Raw genomic sequence first — 19,084 nt, 5'->3', positions numbered from 1 at the left:
GGAAATTTCCGTGTCGTGAAGTCTTGAGTCCAAAATGAATAGATGCTATTTATATATTATAAAATAGAGCGCGTTCGCGACGTAACGAAAAATCTCGAGCAGTTGCCGTGGTGCGCGATTTCTTGTGTGCTGGCGTCTGCATGAACGTCCTCATCTCCAGCATAGGCACCCGTGGTGAAGTACAACCCGTTCTCGCGTTGGCACTCGAACTGCGCGCTCTGGGGCATCACGCGAGTTTGTGCGTGCCTCCGAATTACAAGCATTGGGTGGAGTCTCTTGGACTGCGGTGCGTTCCAATAGGGCCCGATCTCGAAAAGGACTTTCCTAGGAGTGATCCTGCGAAGCCTTTCGTGCCCACTCCGGAACAGAGACGCCAGCTTGGCATCGCCACGGTCCGTCACCAGTTTCAGGTATTGGGCGAGGCAGTCCGCGGGTGCGATCTCGTCGTCGGCGCGGGGGCGCTGCAGATTGCGGCTCGCTCCGTGGCCGAGGCGCTCGGGATTCCGTATGTCTTTGCGGCCTATTGTCCGGTCACGTTTCCCTCTCCGGATTATCCACCGCTGAAGATGGGGCTGCCCCATCCGCAATGGTTGCCGGCGGTCGGCCGAACTCGACGAAGTCCCTCGAGGGAGCGGCGCCGCTTTCGTCTCCTATGGAAGGAAGAAGAGCGCAGTTTCAACCGAGCATTCCTCGCCACACTCAACGAGGAGCGCGCCAAACTCGGGCTGGCCCCTGTCGACAGCGTCAAACGTCATATCTTCACCGAGCGACCGTGGCTCTGTGCCGATCCCGCGCTCGCCCCGGATTCGTCCGGCGCTGCCCTCCACATCGTGCAGACCGGTGCGTGGTTTCTGCCCGACGAGAGTCCCTTGCCGGACGATCTCGAGCGCTTTCTCGCGGGCGGCGAGCCGCCGGTCTATTTCGGTTTTGGCAGCATGCGTGGATCGCAACGAACCGGCCGCCTGCTGCTCGAGGCCGCGCGAGCCCTGGGACTGCGATCGATTTTCTCGCGAGGATGGGGAAATCTCCGCACGGCCGATGCCGGCGACGATTGCATATCCATCGGCGACGTCAATCACGAGCGATTGTTCGCGCGTGTCGCTGGGGTGGTGCACCATGGCGGTGCGGGAACGACGACCGCCGCCGCGAGGGCAGGCCAGCCGCAGATCATCGCACCGCACATGTATGACCAGTTTTACTTCGCGCGCCGGGTGCAGACGCTGGGCGTGGGCGTGTACGGCCCCCGCCGTGAGCACCTGACCGTGAATGCCATGGTCTCGGCATTGCGCAAATGTTCGGGCGCCGAAATGAAAGCGCGCGCCCGCGCCTTGGCCAGTCGAATCATCCCGAATGGGGCGACAATCGCCGCGAAGCAATTGGACAAGGAATTCGGCGGAGGTTCATGAGGCCTCCAGCGCCAGGAGAAGGCGCTCCAAACCGATGGCCCAACCGATGCCTTCGGCATAGCGTCCGCCGCCAGCGATTTGCTGTTGCGCGCCGAGTTCGGGGCATCGTGCTTCGAAGCCGCCTTCCACGTAATAGCCGAGGCCTCGTTTTACCTCGCGCTCGAGTGTGTAATTGACATTGGTCGCGTCCAGCACACGGCAGAGGAGTTCTTCGACTTCACGCCGATCGCCTGGCGCGATGCCGTTCAATAGCTCGATGCCAATCTGGGTGAACTCCCGGTAGCGTCCGCGTTGCGGGCGCTCGTAACGGTAACAGCGGGCTACGTAAAAGAGACGTCTCGCGCCGCGGGTGCGTTTGCACCAGTCGCGCCGCCACATCTCTTGCACCATGCCGGTGATCTCGGGGACGAGGCAAATTGGACGGCCCTTTTTGTCGCCGAATGCATACATTTGCTCGACGATTTCCGCGCCGCCTTTGTCGATGAAGGTTTGCTGGCTCCAGAGCGCGGGTACGATGATTTCTTCATAGCCGGCGTCGATGAAGCAACCTCCGCATACCCTCCGTCACACTCGAGAATTGCGCGGCTTCACGGCCTTCGATGAATCGGGTCCCTCGTAACATGTTCGTTCTCCATGGTTCGGATATTCATGGTCCAAAACCCGGAACGCCTATTTCGAGGCTTCGTCGAGCGCGCTCCGGGCACAATCCATCTTTTGGGCTTTGGGGCGGCGGAGCCCCAAACTTGAAAAAGCGTCAAAGATGGTGATGCATCCCAAAACGGCGCATTGCTTGGATACCTAGCATCTTCCAATGCGGAGGCAAGCTAATGTTATGCTGCCGCCATTGCCATGCCCGACGCCGACTCGATTCCCGAGAAGGAAACCGCGACCGAAGCGCCTGCAAAGACGCGTAGGCTCCGTCTCGAGGTGACGGCGGCCCTTCTTGCGAGCTTCATTGCAGCGCTGGCCCTCGTCGTATCGTGCTACTCGGCTGCGGCCGGAGCGCGCGTCGAGACCCTTCATGTTCTCGATGAATCCTTGGCCAAGTCCCTTGCGAGCCAGGTCCATCGCCTGACCATGGTCATCTGTTACTGCTCCGTGCTCGACGAGTGCTGGTCGCTCCGCTCGGACCCGACCCGCAACGAGCCCGTTGCCGCATGTCCGACTGGCCCTACGGCGTTCAAGGACTGAGTGCGCTACGTCGTGGCAATCAGCAGCTCTTCGGAGCTCGCCGGGCGGAGACCGTCCGCTCTATTGGCGAAATAGCGCTGAATGTAATTTGCCGCCGACACGTGGTGGGCCTCTCGAAAACCCGTTTCGCGCGCGAGGGCCACGATTTCCTCCGGCGCGAAGAAGCTAATGAACGGCGTTCCCGAGGCGCGTGCGCCATTCTCGGACGCGAGGCGACTGGGGCGCTCTTCGGGATCGACGCGATCGACCGGCAGCATGTACGTCATGGCCAAGGTGGAACGCGGTGCCAACGCGGCTACTTGGCGCAGCGTGGCGGCGATTGCCTCCTTCGTGAGGTACATGCTCACGCCCGTGGAGACCACCACCGCCGGCTGGCGCGCATCGAAGCCGGCCTGCGCGAGCGCATCCCACCAGGAGCCACCCGCCTCGAAGTCCACGGGCACGAGCCGTAGCCATTCCGGAATACCGAAGCCGAGATCGACGAGGCGCTGTCGCTTCCAGGCCTGGGTGTCCGGCTGGTCCACCTCGAAGACGCGCAGGCGCGAAGCCAGTTCCGGTCTGCGCTGCGCGAAGGTGTCCAGTCCGGCGCCGAGGATGACGTATTGTGAAATTCCGAGTCCGGATTGTTCGCCCACCAGGTCTTCGATGAAGCGCGCCCGGGCCACGATGGAGGCTCGAAAGCTGCGCGTGAAGTTCGCGTCCATGTCCGGGCGCTGGCGCCAGTCCTCGGGCGGCGCCGCCAAGCGCAGGCCCACCTCGTCCTCGAGAACGTGCGGTGCCGCATCCAATTGAACGTGCATCGCTCGCCACAATGCGACGCGCACCGCCGTGTGATCGGGAACGTTAGCCATGGGATTTTCCCTCCGTCGCGGGCAGGGGCGCGTGCACGCTGATGTGCCGGCCGTCGGGATCGGCGACCACCATTTGCAGCACCGGCCAATGCTGTGGCTCGAAGGGGCTGACCACGACCCCGGAGCTCGGCGGCGAGAACTTCGCGGCATCGCGCACGCCCACCGCGAGCTGCACTTGCAGCACCTGGTCCTCGGGCCGCTCGGCGATGAAGATGTATGGCCCGCCCCGCGGGTGGCGAAGCTGCCCCGAGTGGTGATCCGTCTCGAACTCGAGCTCGTAGCCCAGTGCCTTCCAGAACGCGACCGTTTTGCCCCAGTTGTGCGTCTCGATGAGCAAACCTTCGATGCCCTCAGTCTCCATGTTTCCTCCGTTTGCGGCGCGGATCGTCCAAGTAGGCACGCAGCGCGGCCGCGACGATGGCCGACAGCGATTGCTCCGTTTCAACGGCATGGTGCTTGACCTCCCGAATGAGCTCGGTGGGCAAGTACACGTTGAATTGCTTCACGTCGTCGGCCATCTGCAAGGAAACTAGGATGCTAGCATGCTAACGTCAAGGGGCGCGGGGCTCGTCGGCTGCCGTGCTCAGGCGATGCGATCAGCCGACGGGAAGGGCGCCGACCGTAATGGCATAGAGGTACCAGGTCGAGTGCGGCAGCCACTGCTCCAGCCAGCGCCAATCCGTGTTCGGGCCCGTGCTGGCCAATCCTGGATCCCAATGGAGTCCGCGTCCGTCGTCACCCTTGCCGGTCACGCCGTTGACGATGCCACCGGCCGAACGCAGCCAGCGCCACGATCCCACCGCGTCTGCATATTCCAAATAGAGCGCCACGGCCCGGCCGGGGCCCTCCATCATGCAGACGTTGAACGGATTGCGCCCGAGGATCCAATCGATCTGGTTCTGCGCATAGTCGGCGAGTTTGCGTGCGAAGGCGGCATCCGTATCGATGGTGCCGTCGGAAAACATGCGTGCGGCGTGCCGTGCTGCCGCGGCGAGCGAGGCGATGCGCGCGTTTTCGCCTTGCCACCAATTGAAGTCTCCGGGGCGCGAGATATCGTGCGGCATGAAGAAACCGCTGTAGCGATTGCCCGCTCGCCCTTGAATGAGCTGTCGCGCATAGCCAAACGGATTCGTCACCTCGCCGGTGATGGCGAGTTCGAACTCCAGGGAACGCCGCACCACCGCGCCGATGCGCGTGCGCATGTCGGCTGGGGCAATATTGAAATACGTGAGGAGGCTCACCACGGGCAAGCCCGCGTCCGACGGGTGAAAGAAGGGGCGATCCGCGGAATCGGCGCGCCAATAATCTCGATAATTCCGCCACGACGCGAGTCGGTCGAGTAGACTGGTTGCGCGCGCATCCGCGGCCCGCAGGTATTGCGTATCCCCGGTGGCTTTGGCCAATTCGGTCGCGGCCAAAAGGGCATTGTAGTCGTCTTGGATATTCTCTTTGCCATCATTGGTGAGCGCAACGTTGTTGGCTTGCAAATAGGCAAAGGCATCGATGGCTACGGCGAGGTAATCCGCGGGGTGGTATTCGCCGGAGATGCCGTAGGTGCTGGCCCTGGCGAGTGCCGCGATGGCGAGGCCGGCGCCCTCGCGGAAATTCATCTGGTTCGCGTCCATCGTCCGCTGCGTGGGGTCGATGCTCAGATCGTCGGCCTCGGGCTGATGGATCGAGCCGTAGAACGACAGCCCGGGTTCGTGCATGCGCGCGAGGAAATCGGCCCCGTAGAAGCCTTCGTCGAGCAACCACGAGAGTGCGGCCGCAAAGTTCGAGTCGTTGCGGCGGGCGAGGTTCCCGTGTGCCGCGAACAACACCCACGCGGTGAGCGGAATCGACAACGTGTTGAAATAGGACAGCTGCGAAAGCTGCGTGAAGTGTTTCCCCCAATCGGCCGCTGCGTCGTACCAGCCGCCATGTGCGTCCCAGAACCGCGAGGTTCCGGGAATGGCGAGGTGCCGGTCGGCTTTGTCGTACTGTCCGTCCGAGCGGGAGTCTCGGAAATAGTGGATGACTTGTGAGAGCGTGTAGCGCTCGAGCGCATTCTGCTCGATGCGAAATGGCCACGATCGGCCCGAGGCCCCGGGGCCGGTCACCTCCAGGGTGTATTCCCCCGGCGCGGTCACTGCGGTGAAGTCCGCTGTCCAATAGTGATCAGGCCCCTCCGGAAATCGGTCGCGCTGCCAATCGTCGACCGCGCCGGCCGGCACCGTTCGGCCGCGATGGATCGTGCGCCCCGTGCGATCGAGAACCGAGAAAAATAGAGGCACTCGCCGCGGATCCCATGCGGCGACGATGGCCCGCTTCGGGCCTGCCGCTTCGTAACCAACCTGGTTGACGAGGACCTCGTACACATCGCGTGAGATGCCCTCTTCCTGGGCCGAAGCCGCCGCGGGCAAAGCCACCGCGCCCGCGATACCCGCCGAGCCCACCAGGAAACTACGCCGTGCAACGCGTTCATCGGATTTCATGGCGTCATTGTTAGGAAAGAACCTTTACGAAATCAATTGTAGGCGTTGTTTCCGGAACGCGCGTTCATCGAACCGTGCGGTGGGGCGGCCGCCGGCGTGTGCGTGTGTCGGGATCTCCAAGAGAGCGCACGACGGCGGCCGCGAGTGCGGCCACGGCGCTCTCCAAGGACGAGGGCAGCGAACGCGCGGCGAGCCACACATGCAGATCCTGTCCAGGGAAGTCGAGTGCCAGCGGTTGCAGCCTGCGTCGCGAGCTACTCCGTGCGAGCAGTCGTGCGGGGACCAATCCAAGTCCGCGGGCTTGGGCAACCAGCGCCATCTGCAATTCGTAGGTATAGGTCTCGACGATGACGCGCATGGCTGCGCCCGCACGATGAAAGGCCTGCTCGAGCGCCGCTCGCGCTGCACAACCTTCGGGATTGAGGATCCAGTCCGAGTTGCCGAAGTCGGCCATTTTATGCGGAGGATTGTCCAGCGATCGCGCGGCAATGGCCACGAGTCGTTCGTTCGCCAAGACTTGCCCTTGGAGGCCGAGCCCCAGCTTCTCGCGCCGGTCGAGTAGAACCAGGGCGGCGTCGAGGCGGCCCGATTTGAGCTGACCCAAAAGGTCATGGCTCCATCCCGTCGTGAGGACCAATCGGACATCGGGACGCGCACGCCGCAATTGGTCTACGGGAGAGAGAAGGGCGTGCTCGGTGAGGGCATGTGCCACACCCAGACGGATCTCGCTGAGCGGCTGACCGGCGCTGCCCGATACGGAGGTGAGCAGCTCCTCGCGCGCATTCAGCAGATGGCGACACGCTTCGAGCGCCAACCGGCCCGCTGGCGTGAGGCGCAGCGGTCTGCGTGTGCGATCCACGAGGGCTGCACCCACGGCGGTCTCGAGCCGCTGCAGACGCCGCGTCACCGCGGGTTGCGTCAGATGCAACTCGTCCGCGGTGCGGCTGAAGGAACATGTCGTCGCGAGATTCACGAAGGTATGCACGTCCTCTAAATCCATTACGCATAGTATACATGAATATTATGCATTGGACACATAGTCCGAGATGCCTATGTTGAGCGCATCGGAGGGCACTCGATGGCTGCATACCTCATTGTCGATGTGACGCGCGTCCGCGATCCGGACGCCTATGCGCAGTACCGTGAAAGGGTGACACCGGGGCTGGAACGCGCCGGCGGGCGCTATTTGGCACGTGGCGGCAGAGTGGACGTGCTCGAGGGGACGTGGAGTCCGGGGCGCTTGGTGCTGGTCGAGTTTTCATCCATGTTGGAGGGGCGGCGTTGGTGGGATTCCGCGGATTACCGGCCCTTGCGCGCGCTTCGTCAGTCATCGACCGACGGAAATATGGTGCTGCTAGATGGTCTCGCGGAGGTGCAGCGATGAGTGCGTTCGGGGCTGTCGACGTTCGCGTCGAACGCATTTCGGCGAGCCGCCTTCCCAGCTTCGACCTAGGCGCATCCGTGTTTGGCTCCGAGATGAGCGATCACATGCTCGTCGCGGACTTCGCACGAGGCGCGTGGGGCGAGGCGCGCATCGTGCCGCACGGGCCCATGCCCCTGGTACCTGGAATAAGTGCACTGCAATACGGCTTATCGGTTTTCGAGGGGATGAAGGCGCATCGCTCGCCGTCGGGCGAGGTGCTTCTTTTCAGGCCCGAGCTGAACGCGCAGCGCTTGGTGCGCTCCGCCGAGCGGCTCGCATTGCCACCGTTGCCGCCCGAGCGTTTCCTCGCGTGGCTGCGCGCCTTGCTGGACATCGATGCCGCATGGGTTCCGCCGGGCGACCGTGGGGCGCTCTACATTCGGCCTTGCCTGTTTTCCATCGATGCATCCATCCGCGTGAAGCCCGCGGAGGCGTGTCGATTCGTGATGTTCACGTTCCCATTTGCCAACTATTACAGTGCATCCATCGACGTATACGCCACCGAACGATACGTGCGCGCTTTTCCCGGCGGTACGGGGGATATCAAGCCTGCCGGCAATTACGCCGCTGCGCTGCTCGCCGAGCGAGAGGCCGCTGCCGCCGGTTGCCAATCGGCACTATGGCTCGACGGCCTCACGCGCACGCAAGTCGAGGAGTGCGGCGTCATGAACGTATTCTTCGTCATCGACGGGCAGGTATTCACGCCGCCACTCGGTGGCACCATTTTGCCGGGGGTCACGCGCGATAGCGTGATAACGCTTCTCCGCGACCAAGGCGTGACGGTCCACGAGGTGGCCTTATCCATCGAAGAAGTCGCGCGCGCGTTCGATCGCGGGGCACTGGAGGAATGCTTCGGCACCGGCACGGCCGCCACGGTGTCCCATATCCGACGAATCCGCTGGCGCGACCGCGATTTCATCTTGCCCCCCGTGGAACAGCGCCGCATCGCACCCAAGGTGAAAGAGTCGCTGGTGGCCATCATGACGGGAAAAGCGCGCGATCCTCATGAATGGGTCGTACGCCTCGAATAAAGGAGCAACGAGCATGCGTCATTTCCTTCTCTTTTACGAAGTCGGAGCAGACTACACCGAGCGGCGCGCGCAATACCGCGCCGCCCACCTCGAGAAAGCATGGGCCGCCCACGACCGCGGTGAGCTCCTCCTCGGCGGCGCCCTCGCCGACCCCATCGACGGCGCCGTCCTCCTCTTCCAAGCTGAAAACGCCGAAGTCGTCCGCCGCTTCGCCCGCGAGGACCCTTATGTGGTGAGCGGATGCGTCACCTCCTGGCGCGTGCGCGAATGGACCACCGTCGCCGGCACCAGCGCGGCCCAGCCCATTCGCCCGTGAGGGGTCGAGGACGATGAATGACGGGTGGTGCTGGTGGGGCGGGCGGCGCCACCGCGCTCGCGGACTGAACCTGTCGCCCTCTTACAGTACGCGCGGGCGGCGAATTGCCAGGGCTTTCAAAGGACGGTTCGGGCAAGCTTTGGCGCGCTGCTGAGCGTGCATCGAATGCTTGGCGCTAATGCCGTATCAAGTAGAGCGTGAGACGCTGCGATTCGTGATGATCGGTTTGCTGCGGTTTGCCCCGGCTCGATGCCCTTGTCGACAATGCAAAGTTCTAACCACCATGCCGGGAGGCGGAGAAGGGGCCGGTGTTGCCGTTGCCACCGGATGACAAGTTTGTGAGCGCGCTATGACTCGCTGCGAACGAAATATGTCACCATCTCTCCAGACGATCTGGTGGGTATTTGGCTTGATTGTTCGATGAATGAGATATAGCCTTATTCAAGATGAGGCGGGCCATCAAGCCAGTACAGCTCGAGCTACCGCCTTGCCGCTCATGGGTGGGCGGCGGCAGGGGGCGGGGAGGAAGCGCAATCCCAGGTCCGGGGTGCCTCATCGCGCGCGCCCCGTTCACAAAGCGGCGCACCCGGTTCATGCGACATTGCGCTACGGCAGGAGGGCCTCGAGTGCGGTTGACGCGGACGGTCTTCGAGCTCGCAATGGCGTAGAATCGGGTGAATCACTTGTATCCGGTCTTCCGGCATATGGCGTTCGACGGAGTTCCTCGAGACTCTTTTCCTTGTCCATATACGAGGTGACGAATGGTTTCCTCTGCTCCACGGCAAACATCTCGCCCTGGGGCAAGGCTACACGCTCTCGCTTTAGTCGTGTTGCCGTGTCACCGGATGACAAGTTGGTGAGCGCGAAGCGTCTCCCTGCGAACGAAATATGTCACCATCTCTCCAGACGATCTGGAGGGTATTTGGCTTGATTGTTCGATGAATAAGATATAGCCTTATTCAAGATGAGGCGAGCCATCAAGCCAGTACAGCTCGAGCTGCCGCCTTGCCGCTCATGGGGTGGGCGGCGGCAGGGGGCGGGGAGGAAGCGCAATCCCAGATCCGGGGTGCCTCATCGCGCGCGCCCCGTTCACAAAGCGGCGCACCCAGTTCATGCGACACTGCGAGCCCGAGAGAATGTGCGCGGGTTGCGAGCGGCGGCCGTATTCGCTTTGGTGGTGCGAAGCATCAGGGTGGCATCTCACGCGGAATTTCGCATCGTGCATTTCTCGGTTCAGGATGACCATGTTCATCTCATCGTGGAAGCCCAGGACAAGGTCAGCTTGTCACGCGGAATGCGCGGACTCGCGATTCGGCTGGCGCGTGCCATCAATCGTGGCCTCATGCGTCGGGGACCCGTCTGGAAAGAGCGTTATCACGCGCATGCACTCACACGTCCCCGAGAGGTTCGCAACGCGCTTCTCTACGTGCTCATGAATCATCGAAAGCACCAAGCATCCCCCGCCTGGCTCGATCCGCGTTCGTCCGCCGGCTGGTTCGACGGATGGCGAAAAGACGTCTTTTTCGAGTACGCACTGCGCGATCTCGATGGCAACGCTGGACTCTCGCCACCTGTGCAACCTGCGCGAACGTGGCTCGCTCGAGATGGTTGGCGTCGCCACCGCTTGCTCGGTGTCGACGAAAGCCCGGCTCCGCGAACCATGGGTTGACGGAGCAGAATCGCAACGCACGCCACCTTCGTGAAAGTGAGGAACTTATGTGCATTTCGCGCGCGTTGCGAGTGATCCCTCCAGGCGAAGAGCATCGGACGTTCCAACGCCGTCGGTAACGAAGGAGAGGACGATGATTGCCATTTTACGGTGTCATGCCGTAAGCCCCTTGCAGACGACATGCTTACGGGAGCGGCCGGGAAGGGGCAGACTACCCCGGCATTCGGGACGAGGAGCGCCTTTCAACCAGGCGACCGCCAGTTGAACAGGAGCCCGGTCGTCGCGAGGTGGCCGGGGCTTCGATTCTTCGCGGCCGTCGCGGCGGTCGTCCGATCGATCTCTCCGGGTGTTTCGGGCCGAGACTGGGGAGAGAGAAGTTACGTATTCGTTCGACGAATCGCCCGTGATGGGGGCTGGTTTCTGCAGCAGATCCGGGTGATGGGTGTGTCGAGTTTCTGCGCGCCGATACCCACGGGGGATGGGCATTGCCCGGTGGGCGCGCTCTTCGTAGAATCCCACGTCATGGGCCTCCTCACCTTCGGTCTCAATGTGACTTTGGACGGGTGCATCGATCATACCCAGGCGATCGCGGACGACGAGCTGCACGACTATTGGACGCAGCTCATGGATCAGAGCGGGGCGATGCTCTTCGGGCGCAACACCTACGAGCTGATGGAGGGAGCCTGGCCCGCGGTGGCACGCGACGAAAAGGCGCCGCGCGCGATGCGCGAGTGGGCACAGAAGCTCGAGGCGAAGGCGAAGTACGTCGTGTCGGGCTCGCGGAGCGACTTTCCGTGGCAGAACACGATCAAGGTGGAGGGTGACCTTCGCGAGGCGATTTCGGCGCTGAAAGCGAAGACCGAGCGGGGTGTCCTCGTCGGAGCGCCCAAGCTCGCGGGTGCGCTCGAGGAGTTGGGGCTCATCGACGAGTACCGCATCGTCGTTCATCCCATCATCAGTGGCCGCGGGCCGACGTTGTTTCATGGCCTGTCGAGTGCGCGGCATCTCGAGCTCCTATCGACGCAGCGGTTCAAGTCCGGCGTGCAGGCGCTCCACTTCCGTCGCAAAGCGGGATGAGCCTGGAAGGCCCCGAGCGCTTCACCGCGGCTGCCCGTGCGGCAGCGCCCACATCGTTGCGTCGGGACGGATTCGGTCAGCCGGCATCGATCGTGAGGTCGCGGAACTCGTTCGCGGCGACGATGTTCGTCGATCGGTGATGACGACGTTCACGATCCTTATTGGCCCTTTTCAAGATGCTTATGGTGCGTGCACTCGCGGGCTTTCCACCGAACCGCTTCGACCTCTCGTGATCCTCATCATGGAACAAGGTCTCGTGCTTCGAGCATCGCGAGGACCAGATTGTCGGCAAGCCCGCTCTGGTGCCATGGCTGCCGCGGCCCGCGCCCGTTGTGGAATACGATGCATCGCCGACAGCGCCACCCGCCACGGTTACCGTGGATGTCGCCGCATTTCAGTATGACTTTGCGAATGGCGGCAGCCTCAAATTATCGCGTTCAGTCCGAATGTCGGGGGCGTCCGAATCGATGTATCCGGCTGGCGAGGTCCTGAAGCTCGAGATTACGCTGCCCCACTTTGGCAAAGCACCTGTTGGCCTCCGAGATCTCTGTCGAGGCGCGGCCGATGGCGAGCACCTGGAGGTGGCGTGCATCTCCCCGCGCGGCGAGATCGATACGATGGTCGCCACGAGGGAGGCGGCCGCCATCGTCGAATCGCTCAACGGTGCTGCGCCGGTGCGATTCCCAATACCGCCTGGAGCGGTGGTTCGTTTCGGGACCACGTCCCTCGAAGACCACGATTTGGCGCCCATGAGGGACGCGTGGGCCCGGGCGCACGCGTCCCGTTGTCGAGGAGACGAGCCGTCGAGGAGCGTGGACATGCGACTAGGCGTGTCCCGCGTTGCGTCGCACACGTGGCGGCTTCGTGCTGCGATTCCCGGCGTTTCGCAATCCTTCGAATGGGAGACGGCGGAGAATGTCTGCGCCGTGAGGCCTTATCCCGCCCCGAGCGGCTACACGATGGATTGCGGCATGGACGATGGACCCTGGCCCGCCCGCTTCGTGGTCGTCGCGGACTGGTTCTACGTCGCCCTTCCGCGAGCGAGCGCGGGCCCGGGGAAGGAAGAGATGTACGCCATGGAGCTTCCGTGCGGCGTGCACGTGAGATTTCCCAAGACGAATCCTTGTCGGCGCAACGTTGCCGCTGGCTGTTGTGACCATGACGAGGATCGCTTTCGCTGCCTCGGGAACGGTCCGTAGTACGTCCGGCATTCGTGATTTCAGGGCACAAGTACTGCATTTGCAATCTGGTCTCGGGGCGCGGGGGCGAGCATGTAGAAACTTGCTTTCGGCACTTCGTCGAAAGGGAGATTGCTCGATGCCCCTGGCCCTCTATGCCCTTACCGTCGGTGCCTTTGGAATCGGTGTGACCGAGTTCGTCATGACGGGGTTGCTCGTCCCAATCGCTGCGGATCTCGATGTGTCGATTGCTTCGACAGGGCTTCTCGTATCGGGTTACGCCATGGGGGCTGCGGTGGGGGCGCCTGCGCTTACGGCGTTGAGCCGACAGCTGCCGCGCAAGATGGTTTTAGCGCTCTTGATGCTGATCTTCACCGTCGGCAATGCGGCTTGCGCGCTTGCCCCATCGTATCCGCTCCTCATGGCCGCCCGGGTGGTGACGTCTTTGGCTCATCGTACGTATCTTGGAGTTGGCTCGGTGGTGGCCACCCATATGGTCCCTTCCCAAAAGAAGGCGTCCGCCGTGGCGACGATGTTTGCCGGTCTCACATTGGCCAATATCGTCGGAGTCCCCGGCGGGACGTGGCTGGCCGGTGCGTTGGGCTGGCGGGCGACTCTTACCCAATAACGTGGGAGTCTGCGAGACGACGTGGCGATGCTTGGACGTGGTTCGGTTCTTCTGAGCCTGTTGACCACCGCGCTCGGCTGGGCGGGGTTGTCCATGATGCTCACATACCTCGGGCCGATTCTCACTCGAATCGGCGGCTTCTCCGAAACTGCGGTATCGCCCATTCTCATCGTGTTGGGGGCGGGAATGGTCCTCGGCAATATCGTGGGTAGAAAAATGGCAGACCGACATGCGGTGTCGGCGCTATTTGGCAGCCTCGCATGCCGGGCGGCAGTGCTTGCGACCATGACATGGGCCGTGCACCAGAAGACGGCCATCGTCTTGCTCGTAGCCTGTCTCGGTGCGGCAGGATTCGGTATTGCCCCCGCGCTGCAAATGCAGGTCCTCGGCGCGGCGGAGGGCACGGGCCAGAGCCTCGCATCGAGCTTCAACATCGCAGCGTTCAATCTGGGGCGAGCCATTCGGCGCGTGGCTCGGAGCCATCGTGATCCATCACGGACCGGGCCTTTCGGCCATCCCTTGGGTTGCCTCGTTGACGCATGAATCGATGATCACTCCCGAATACTGGGACGACATGTCGAAGCGTGAATTCGCCCAACGGCAAGGTGACGGGCGGGTAGGGCAGGTGCTGCTCTCCGAGACGAAACGCGTGCGGGTATGGGCCATCCGCCTGAAGCCCGGCGAGCGCATGCCATTTCATCGCCACGTGCTCGACTACTTCTGGACGGCGGTCACCTCCGGCGAGGGCCTGGCGCGGTATCACGATGGCCGCGAGATTCGCGTGAACTATGCAGCAGGGGACACGAAGCACGTCTCGTTCGGTCAAGGCGAATTCATGGTCCACGACCTCGAGAACGTGGGCAATACCGAGTTGCTATTCATCACCGTCGAATTCCTCGACAGTGCGAACGCACCACTCGCGCTTCGAGCGGTCAACTCCGAGTTGCACACGTGTCGTCCGTTCGGAGGTATCGCGGGTGCCGAGCGCCGCTCTTAGATAAGGGCGAGAGTAGGTTTACCAGCGCTGCCGGTACGGTGGCGCGGCCCATGCTCGAAGGGAGATGAGCGTTATGGGTACACGTCCTATCGTTGTGCATTTGGGGCTTGCGTTGGCGATGTCCGGTGCCATTGCGTGTGTTTCCGGCACCGACGCGGAAAACGCGAACGACGCGGAAAACGTGGGCTCGGTCGACCAGGCCCTCGTATTGAATCTCAATCCCAATGCGGATACCTGGGTCCAAAGGACCTCCAGCGGCTTCGTCGACTACGGGAAGAGCTGCGAATTGCGTGTCAACGACATCCACACATCGTCCATACCAGCACTTGCTCTGTTGAAATTCCCCGTACCCCTCTCCACCGTTTGCTCGACGCTCTCGAGCGCGACCTTGAGGCTTTTGGCCGATCAGGGCTTCGGCATGCCGGTCTCCACCCATTGGGTCTCCGGCCCGTGGGTGCCCGGCGGGAGTGGCTATTCGCCAAATGCCTGTTCCACCTGCAATGTCGCATCGACCAATGCGGTCCCGTTTGCGATGCCCGGGTTCGGCCCCATCGTCAGCACCGCCGTCGTCGATCACGGGTGCGCTTGGTACAAATGGGATGTCACCGCCATCGCCAAACGGTGGTGCACGAGCGGCGCGAACAACGGTATTTTGCTTACCGGCGAGCGCAACGTCGAAATTGCATCTTTCCATTCGATGGAAGCGCCGGCGGGGACGCGGCCCATCCTCGAGATCAACTATTGACGTATCTCGTCATCTCTCCCCATTGATTGCAAAGCGATAGCCCAGCGAACCTCATCGAACGGTGAGCCCGACCGATGTTGCGGGACACGGACGGCCATTGCACGGCACGGCAACCTGACGGCCGCCGCGCGCGAACTCCGCGTGAGCCAGCCGACGCTGACCGTGGCTCACCACCACCGGCAGCGAGCGTGGGATTTTATCCGCGTGGTCGCCGCCTCCGCCGATCGAAAAAGAAACAACGGCAAGAAAGGTGATGGCGATGGCCGCCATCCAGAGGTTCATTCGCATACCCGATCGTCTAATGGCTCGGGCCGGCGCGCGGCGGCCGGTCCAGGATGGAACGACACTTCGATGGGCGTCGAAGTGTCGGCGCATGCATCGACCCTAGAGTAGCGTGCGTGAGGACGCATGCGCGCGATTTGCTCTGGACGGTTACGGCGACGAGTTTCGGCTTCGTGGTGGCGCAGCTCGATGTGACCATCGTCAATGTCGCACTGCCGAGTATCGCTTCGGACCTCGGGGCAGGCGTAGCGGCGCTGCAGTGGGTGGTGGACGGCTACACGCTCGCTTTTGCCGTACTCTTGCTTTCGGCCGGCGTGCTCGGGGACCGGTATGGCTCGAAGCGAGCGTACCAGTGTGGCTTTCTGCTCTTCGGCGCCGCGTCCGCCGCATGCGGCCTGGCCCCCCATGCGGCGGCGCTCGTGGCTGCGCGGGCGGTGCAGGGGGCCGGGGCTGCGCTGCTCGTGCCCAACTCGCTCGCGCTTCTGAACCATGCGACGGGGCATGCGTCCGACGTGCGTGCGCGGGCCGTGGGGCAGTGGACGGCGGCCGGCGCCATCTCCATTGCGGCGGGCCCCGTGCTGGGCAGCTTGCTGCTCACCGCCTTCGGCTGGCGCAGCATCTTTCTCGTCAATCTGCCGCTCTGCGCCATTGGCGTGTGGCTCGTGGGGGCGCACGTGCCACCCGCGCCAAAGAGCAACACGCCGCGTGGCCTGGACGTACCCGGGCAGATCTTCGCGGTGCTCGCGCTCACGGGCATGACGGGCGCCGTCATCGAATGGCGTCCGCTGGGCGCATCGCACCCCGTGGTGGCCGGCGGCATGTTGCTCGCGCTCGTGGCCGGCGCGGCCTTCGTGTGGACCGAGGCCCATGCGCGCACGCCCATGCTGCCTCTGCGCTTCTTTCGCCGGCCGAACTTCACGCCGGCTGTCGCTTTCGGCGTGCTGGTGAACTTCACGTATTACGGAATGATCTTCGTGCTCAGCCTCTATTTGCAGCAGGCCCTTGGCTACAGCGTGCTTCGTGCGGGCCTCGCATACCTGCCGCTCACGGGCAGCTTCTTCGTATCGAACCTGTTGAGCGGCCGCGTGGCCGCGCGCGTGGGTTCGCGTTTGCCCATGACCGTGGGCGCACTCGTGGGCGCGTTGGGGTACGTGCTCTTGGTCCGACTCGACGCCACGAGCAGCTACGGAGAAATGCTCCCTGCCTTTCTCCTCATCCCAAGCGGCATGGGCTTCGCCGTTCCTGCCATGACCACCGCAACGCTGGCCAGCGTGGATCGCGAATGGTCCGGCACCGCATCCGCCGTACTCAACGCCGCCCGTCAAGCCGGCGCCGCCATCGGCGTGGCCCTCTTCGGCGCACTGGTCGCCGGCGGCCCCGCACACATCGTCACCGGCGTCGGACGCGCCGCACTCATTTCGACGGCGATGCTCCTGCTTGGGAGCGCACTCGCATGGACCTCGATCCGCGCGGGCCGGCATTGACCTTTCCGCGATGCGCCGAGCCGAATCCAGCCCAGGCCACGGCGGCCAAATACAGAAGTTGCTCGAGCAACCTTGGAAGCAGGGGCGTGGCGGGCGCGCCGTCGAAGGTGACGTGGTGGGTTGCCGCGTACACGTTGGCCGGAAGCACCGCGAGGAGCAGCAGAAGGAGACCGGCGGCTGCCGGGCGGCGTGTCGTCGGTAGCAAGAGGCCAATGGCCCCTGCGAGTTCCGCGATTCCGGTGACGGTCACCCAGAATCCGGGATCGCCGAACATGGGCGGCACCATTTTCATGAGCTCTGCACGAAGCCCGACGAAATGGACCGTGCCGGTGAGCACGAACAGGGCGGCCACCCCGGCCTGAAGTGCGCCGGACAGCGAGTTGAATCGATTTCCGCCGAGGCGGCGCCAGCCCGCGAGTCGCGCGAGGCCCGTGATGATGACGAGGGATAGGAGCGGCATGTTGGCAGTGTCAATATAGACCCGATGTTGTCACTGTCAACTCCGCGGTCCCGAACCGAATCGCGAGCCCATGAACGTCCGAGGCGCGTTCGGGCACCTTGACGCATGACCCTTCGTTTCCCTTGGCCTGTACTCGTCTTTGGAATCGCTGCCTTCGGCTGCTCGGACGACAAGAACGAAGCCCCGGCACGGTTCGATGAAGCATCCCTTCGCGCGGAACTCGAAAGCGTGCGGCGAAGCGCCGACATCGTCGGTGCGCTGGCCGAAGTCATGACGCCGGAGGGCGTGATCCGCGCGCGCGCCGGCGTCGGCACCCTCGGAAAAGAGGAGCCGGTGCCGTGGGACGCACAATTTCGCGTGGCCAGCGTCACGAAATCCTTCGTCGCCATCGTCGTCCTGCAGCTCGTCGGCGAGGCCGAGCTGTCGCTGGAAGATTCCGTCGAGCGATGGCTACCCGGCGTCGTAGCGGGGCAGGGCTACGACGGCAACGCGATCACGGTGCGTCAATTGCTGCAACATACCAGCGGAATCTTCGATTATGTCCGAGACGAGCAGCTGCAGAAATATTTGTCCGAAGACTTCGCGCGCGCCCTTTCCGATCAGACACCGCCCGAAACCCTCGTCGCCATGGCCATGAAACATCCGCCGGCGTTCGCGCCGGGCCAACGTTGGGGTTATTCGAATACCAACTATTTGCTTGCCGGCATGATCATCAAGACCATCACCGGCCGCGATTGGTCCGAGGAGGTCGTCCGACGAATCGTGGTGCCGCTCGAATTGAAACACACGTTCGTGACGACCACCGATCCCGTGCTCCCGACTCCGCACGCCCAGGCGTACTTCAGAGTCACCGCGGGGGCGGACCCCATCGATACGACGGAAAATACCCTCGAGCATACGGCCGATTCGGCCATTGTCAGCACCACGGCGGATCTGAATCGGTTTTACCGTGCGCTCATGACGGGAAAGCTGCTTCGCGCCCAAGAGCTCACGGAAATGCAACGCACGGTACCGATGCCCGAGGGCGTAGGGCCGGAGGGGACGCGCGCCGGCCTCGGCATCTTTTGGACCCCCACGGTATGCGGCGGCTATTGGCATCATGCAGGCGATAGCCCCGTGGCCCCGCATACGCGCACCGGGGTCACGGCCGATGGTGCCCGAAGCATCGTCCTCTCGCTGACCAGCACCATCGACGAAGAATCGACCAACGCCGCCGCATTCCAGCTGGCGGAGCACGCCCTCTGCGATCGTGCCCGGTGAAATCCGGAGCTCGCTGCTCGTCTTGCTCAGGGGGCCAGCAAGGCCCGCACGGCGGTCACGAGCTCGGCCTCCAGGACTTCGGGCGAGATGCCCATGCGCGATGCCTCGCCCATGGCGATGGCGTCCGCCGTGCGCTCGATGGCGAGCAGCAGCCCGAAACAGGATGCACGGCGCGGCTTACCGGCCATCGCCACCAGGCGGGCGAGCTGGGCGCGGCGATTCTCCGTGAAGGCCTTCTGCACGCGGGGATCGCTCTCCGCGAGGTGACGGAGATCGCGGCGAAACCGCGGCCAGGCTGCGTGCACGCGGACCACGTGCGCAATGGCCGTGCGCGCCCGATCTTCGCGTTCGAGCGGCGCCGACCACGATGCGTCCACCTCGGCCCAGACGTTCTCTACCCACCATGTGTATACTGCAACGAATGCGTCCGTCTTGTCGCGGAAGTGCTTGTAGAACGTGCCTGGTGCATATCCGGCGGCGCGCGCAATGGCGTTGGAGTCGGTCGCGAAGTATCCATGTTCCTCGAACATGCGCGCTGCGGCCACGGTGAGGCGCAATGCGGTGTCCTCCGGATGGCCCCGCCGGGGCCGGCGTCCCATTCGGGGTAGGCGC

The 19,084-nt window shown here is 63.4% G+C and carries 23 protein-coding genes; 14 read left to right on the top strand and 9 right to left on the bottom strand.

Annotated features, from left to right (window positions below; all coding sequences use genetic code 11):
- Positions 1 to 140: 140 nt before the first annotated feature.
- Positions 141 to 1,406 (top strand): glycosyltransferase, encoded by a 1,266-nt coding sequence (locus LZC95_28050; GenBank protein ID WXA90302.1) that lies wholly within the window; start codon positions 141 to 143, stop codon positions 1,404 to 1,406.
- Here the strand turns inward: LZC95_28050 and LZC95_28045 are convergent.
- Positions 1,401 to 1,889: an ATP phosphoribosyltransferase regulatory subunit gene (locus LZC95_28045; protein ID WXB00233.1), complete on the bottom strand. Its 489-nt coding sequence runs from the start codon at positions 1,887 to 1,889 to the stop codon at positions 1,401 to 1,403. The genes LZC95_28050 and LZC95_28045 overlap by 6 nt on opposite strands.
- A 366-nt stretch (positions 1,890 to 2,255) precedes the next feature.
- On the opposite strand from LZC95_28045, the gene LZC95_28040 reads away from it, so the two are divergent.
- Entirely contained in the window at positions 2,256 to 2,597 is a 342-nt protein-coding gene (locus LZC95_28040; protein WXA90301.1) for a hypothetical protein, read from the top strand.
- 5 nt (positions 2,598 to 2,602) lie between these two features.
- On the opposite strand, the gene LZC95_28035 is transcribed toward LZC95_28040, so the two are convergent.
- The 5 genes from LZC95_28035 to LZC95_28015 form a co-directional block, all read right to left on the bottom strand.
- Positions 2,603 to 3,448 carry a class I SAM-dependent methyltransferase gene (locus tag LZC95_28035; protein ID WXA90300.1) on the bottom strand — a complete coding sequence of 282 codons (846 nt, stop codon included), beginning with the start codon at positions 3,446 to 3,448 and terminating at the stop codon, positions 2,603 to 2,605.
- Positions 3,441 to 3,809: a hypothetical protein gene (locus LZC95_28030; GenBank protein ID WXA90299.1), complete on the bottom strand. Its 369-nt coding sequence runs from the start codon at positions 3,807 to 3,809 to the stop codon at positions 3,441 to 3,443. Before LZC95_28030 ends, LZC95_28035 begins: the two co-directional genes overlap by 8 nt.
- Positions 3,799 to 3,966, bottom strand: coding sequence for a ribbon-helix-helix protein, CopG family (locus LZC95_28025; protein ID WXA90298.1), 168 nt, complete (start codon positions 3,964 to 3,966; stop codon positions 3,799 to 3,801). The genes LZC95_28030 and LZC95_28025 overlap by 11 nt, the downstream gene beginning before the upstream one ends.
- Positions 3,967 to 4,044: 78 nt before the next feature.
- The gene (locus LZC95_28020) at positions 4,045 to 5,922 is read right to left on the bottom strand and encodes a glycoside hydrolase family 9 protein (GenBank protein ID WXA90297.1); all 1,878 of its coding nucleotides are present in this window, start codon (positions 5,920 to 5,922) and stop codon (positions 4,045 to 4,047) included.
- 64 nt (positions 5,923 to 5,986) lie between these two features.
- Entirely contained in the window at positions 5,987 to 6,922 is a 936-nt protein-coding gene (locus tag LZC95_28015) for a LysR family transcriptional regulator (GenBank protein WXA90296.1), read from the bottom strand.
- Positions 6,923 to 7,000: 78 nt separating this feature from the next.
- Here LZC95_28015 and LZC95_28010 point away from each other — a divergent pair, with 78 nt between their 5' ends.
- From LZC95_28010 to LZC95_27965, 10 genes are all read left to right on the top strand, one after another.
- Positions 7,001 to 7,306 carry a DUF1330 domain-containing protein gene (locus LZC95_28010; protein ID WXA90295.1) on the top strand — a complete coding sequence of 102 codons (306 nt, stop codon included), beginning with the start codon at positions 7,001 to 7,003 and terminating at the stop codon, positions 7,304 to 7,306.
- Entirely contained in the window at positions 7,303 to 8,376 is a 1,074-nt protein-coding gene (locus tag LZC95_28005; protein WXA90294.1) for a branched-chain amino acid aminotransferase, read from the top strand. Before LZC95_28010 ends, LZC95_28005 begins: the two co-directional genes overlap by 4 nt.
- 13 nt (positions 8,377 to 8,389) lie before the next feature.
- Complete coding sequence (locus LZC95_28000) at positions 8,390 to 8,692, top strand: YciI family protein (GenBank protein WXA90293.1); 303 nt, start codon at positions 8,390 to 8,392, stop codon at positions 8,690 to 8,692.
- Positions 8,693 to 9,911: 1,219 nt separating this feature from the next.
- Positions 9,912 to 10,361 (top strand): transposase, encoded by a 450-nt coding sequence (locus LZC95_27995; GenBank protein WXA90292.1) that lies wholly within the window; start codon positions 9,912 to 9,914, stop codon positions 10,359 to 10,361.
- 522 nt (positions 10,362 to 10,883) lie between these two features.
- Positions 10,884 to 11,438, top strand: a complete 555-nt coding sequence (locus tag LZC95_27990) for a dihydrofolate reductase family protein (GenBank protein WXA90291.1) — start codon at positions 10,884 to 10,886, stop codon at positions 11,436 to 11,438.
- 467 nt (positions 11,439 to 11,905) lie between these two features.
- Positions 11,906 to 12,637: a hypothetical protein gene (locus LZC95_27985; GenBank protein ID WXA90290.1), complete on the top strand. Its 732-nt coding sequence runs from the start codon at positions 11,906 to 11,908 to the stop codon at positions 12,635 to 12,637.
- Positions 12,638 to 12,755: 118 nt separating this feature from the next.
- Complete coding sequence (locus tag LZC95_27980; protein ID WXA90289.1) at positions 12,756 to 13,244, top strand: MFS transporter; 489 nt, start codon at positions 12,756 to 12,758, stop codon at positions 13,242 to 13,244.
- Positions 13,245 to 13,271: 27 nt separating this feature from the next.
- A complete protein-coding gene (locus tag LZC95_27975) occupies positions 13,272 to 13,787 on the top strand; it encodes a hypothetical protein (GenBank protein WXA90288.1) in 516 nt (171 codons plus the stop codon).
- A gap of 4 nt (positions 13,788 to 13,791) precedes the next feature.
- A complete protein-coding gene (locus tag LZC95_27970) occupies positions 13,792 to 14,241 on the top strand; it encodes a hypothetical protein (protein ID WXA90287.1) in 450 nt (149 codons plus the stop codon).
- A gap of 73 nt (positions 14,242 to 14,314) precedes the next feature.
- Entirely contained in the window at positions 14,315 to 14,986 is a 672-nt protein-coding gene (locus LZC95_27965) for a DNRLRE domain-containing protein (GenBank protein ID WXA90286.1), read from the top strand.
- 51 nt (positions 14,987 to 15,037) lie between these two features.
- Here the strand turns inward: LZC95_27965 and LZC95_27960 are convergent, their stop codons facing one another.
- Positions 15,038 to 15,361 carry a hypothetical protein gene (locus LZC95_27960; GenBank protein ID WXA90285.1) on the bottom strand — a complete coding sequence of 108 codons (324 nt, stop codon included), beginning with the start codon at positions 15,359 to 15,361 and terminating at the stop codon, positions 15,038 to 15,040.
- A gap of 23 nt (positions 15,362 to 15,384) precedes the next feature.
- Between LZC95_27960 and LZC95_27955 the strand changes: the two genes are divergently transcribed.
- Positions 15,385 to 16,752: an MFS transporter gene (locus LZC95_27955; GenBank protein ID WXA90284.1), complete on the top strand. Its 1,368-nt coding sequence runs from the start codon at positions 15,385 to 15,387 to the stop codon at positions 16,750 to 16,752.
- Here LZC95_27955 and LZC95_27950 read toward each other — a convergent pair.
- Positions 16,682 to 17,212: a DoxX family protein gene (locus LZC95_27950; protein ID WXA90283.1), complete on the bottom strand. Its 531-nt coding sequence runs from the start codon at positions 17,210 to 17,212 to the stop codon at positions 16,682 to 16,684. The two genes, LZC95_27955 and LZC95_27950, sit on opposite strands and share 71 nt — an antisense overlap.
- Before the next feature lie 105 nt (positions 17,213 to 17,317).
- Between LZC95_27950 and LZC95_27945 the strand changes: the two genes are divergently transcribed.
- On the top strand, positions 17,318 to 18,472 hold the full coding sequence (locus LZC95_27945) for a beta-lactamase family protein (GenBank protein ID WXA90282.1): 1,155 nt from the start codon (positions 17,318 to 17,320) through the stop codon (positions 18,470 to 18,472).
- 26 nt (positions 18,473 to 18,498) lie between these two features.
- Here the strand turns inward: LZC95_27945 and LZC95_27940 are convergent, their stop codons facing one another.
- A complete protein-coding gene (locus LZC95_27940) occupies positions 18,499 to 19,071 on the bottom strand; it encodes a TetR/AcrR family transcriptional regulator (GenBank protein ID WXA90281.1) in 573 nt (190 codons plus the stop codon).
- Positions 19,072 to 19,084: the final 13 nt, after the last annotated feature.

This window comes from Sorangiineae bacterium MSr12523, from assembly GCA_037157775.1.
GTDB lineage: Bacteria > Myxococcota_A > Polyangia > Polyangiales > Polyangiaceae > Pendulispora > Pendulispora brunnea.
The sequence above is the reverse complement of the archived record's forward strand: the minus strand, read 5'-3'. Positions and strand labels throughout refer to the sequence as shown.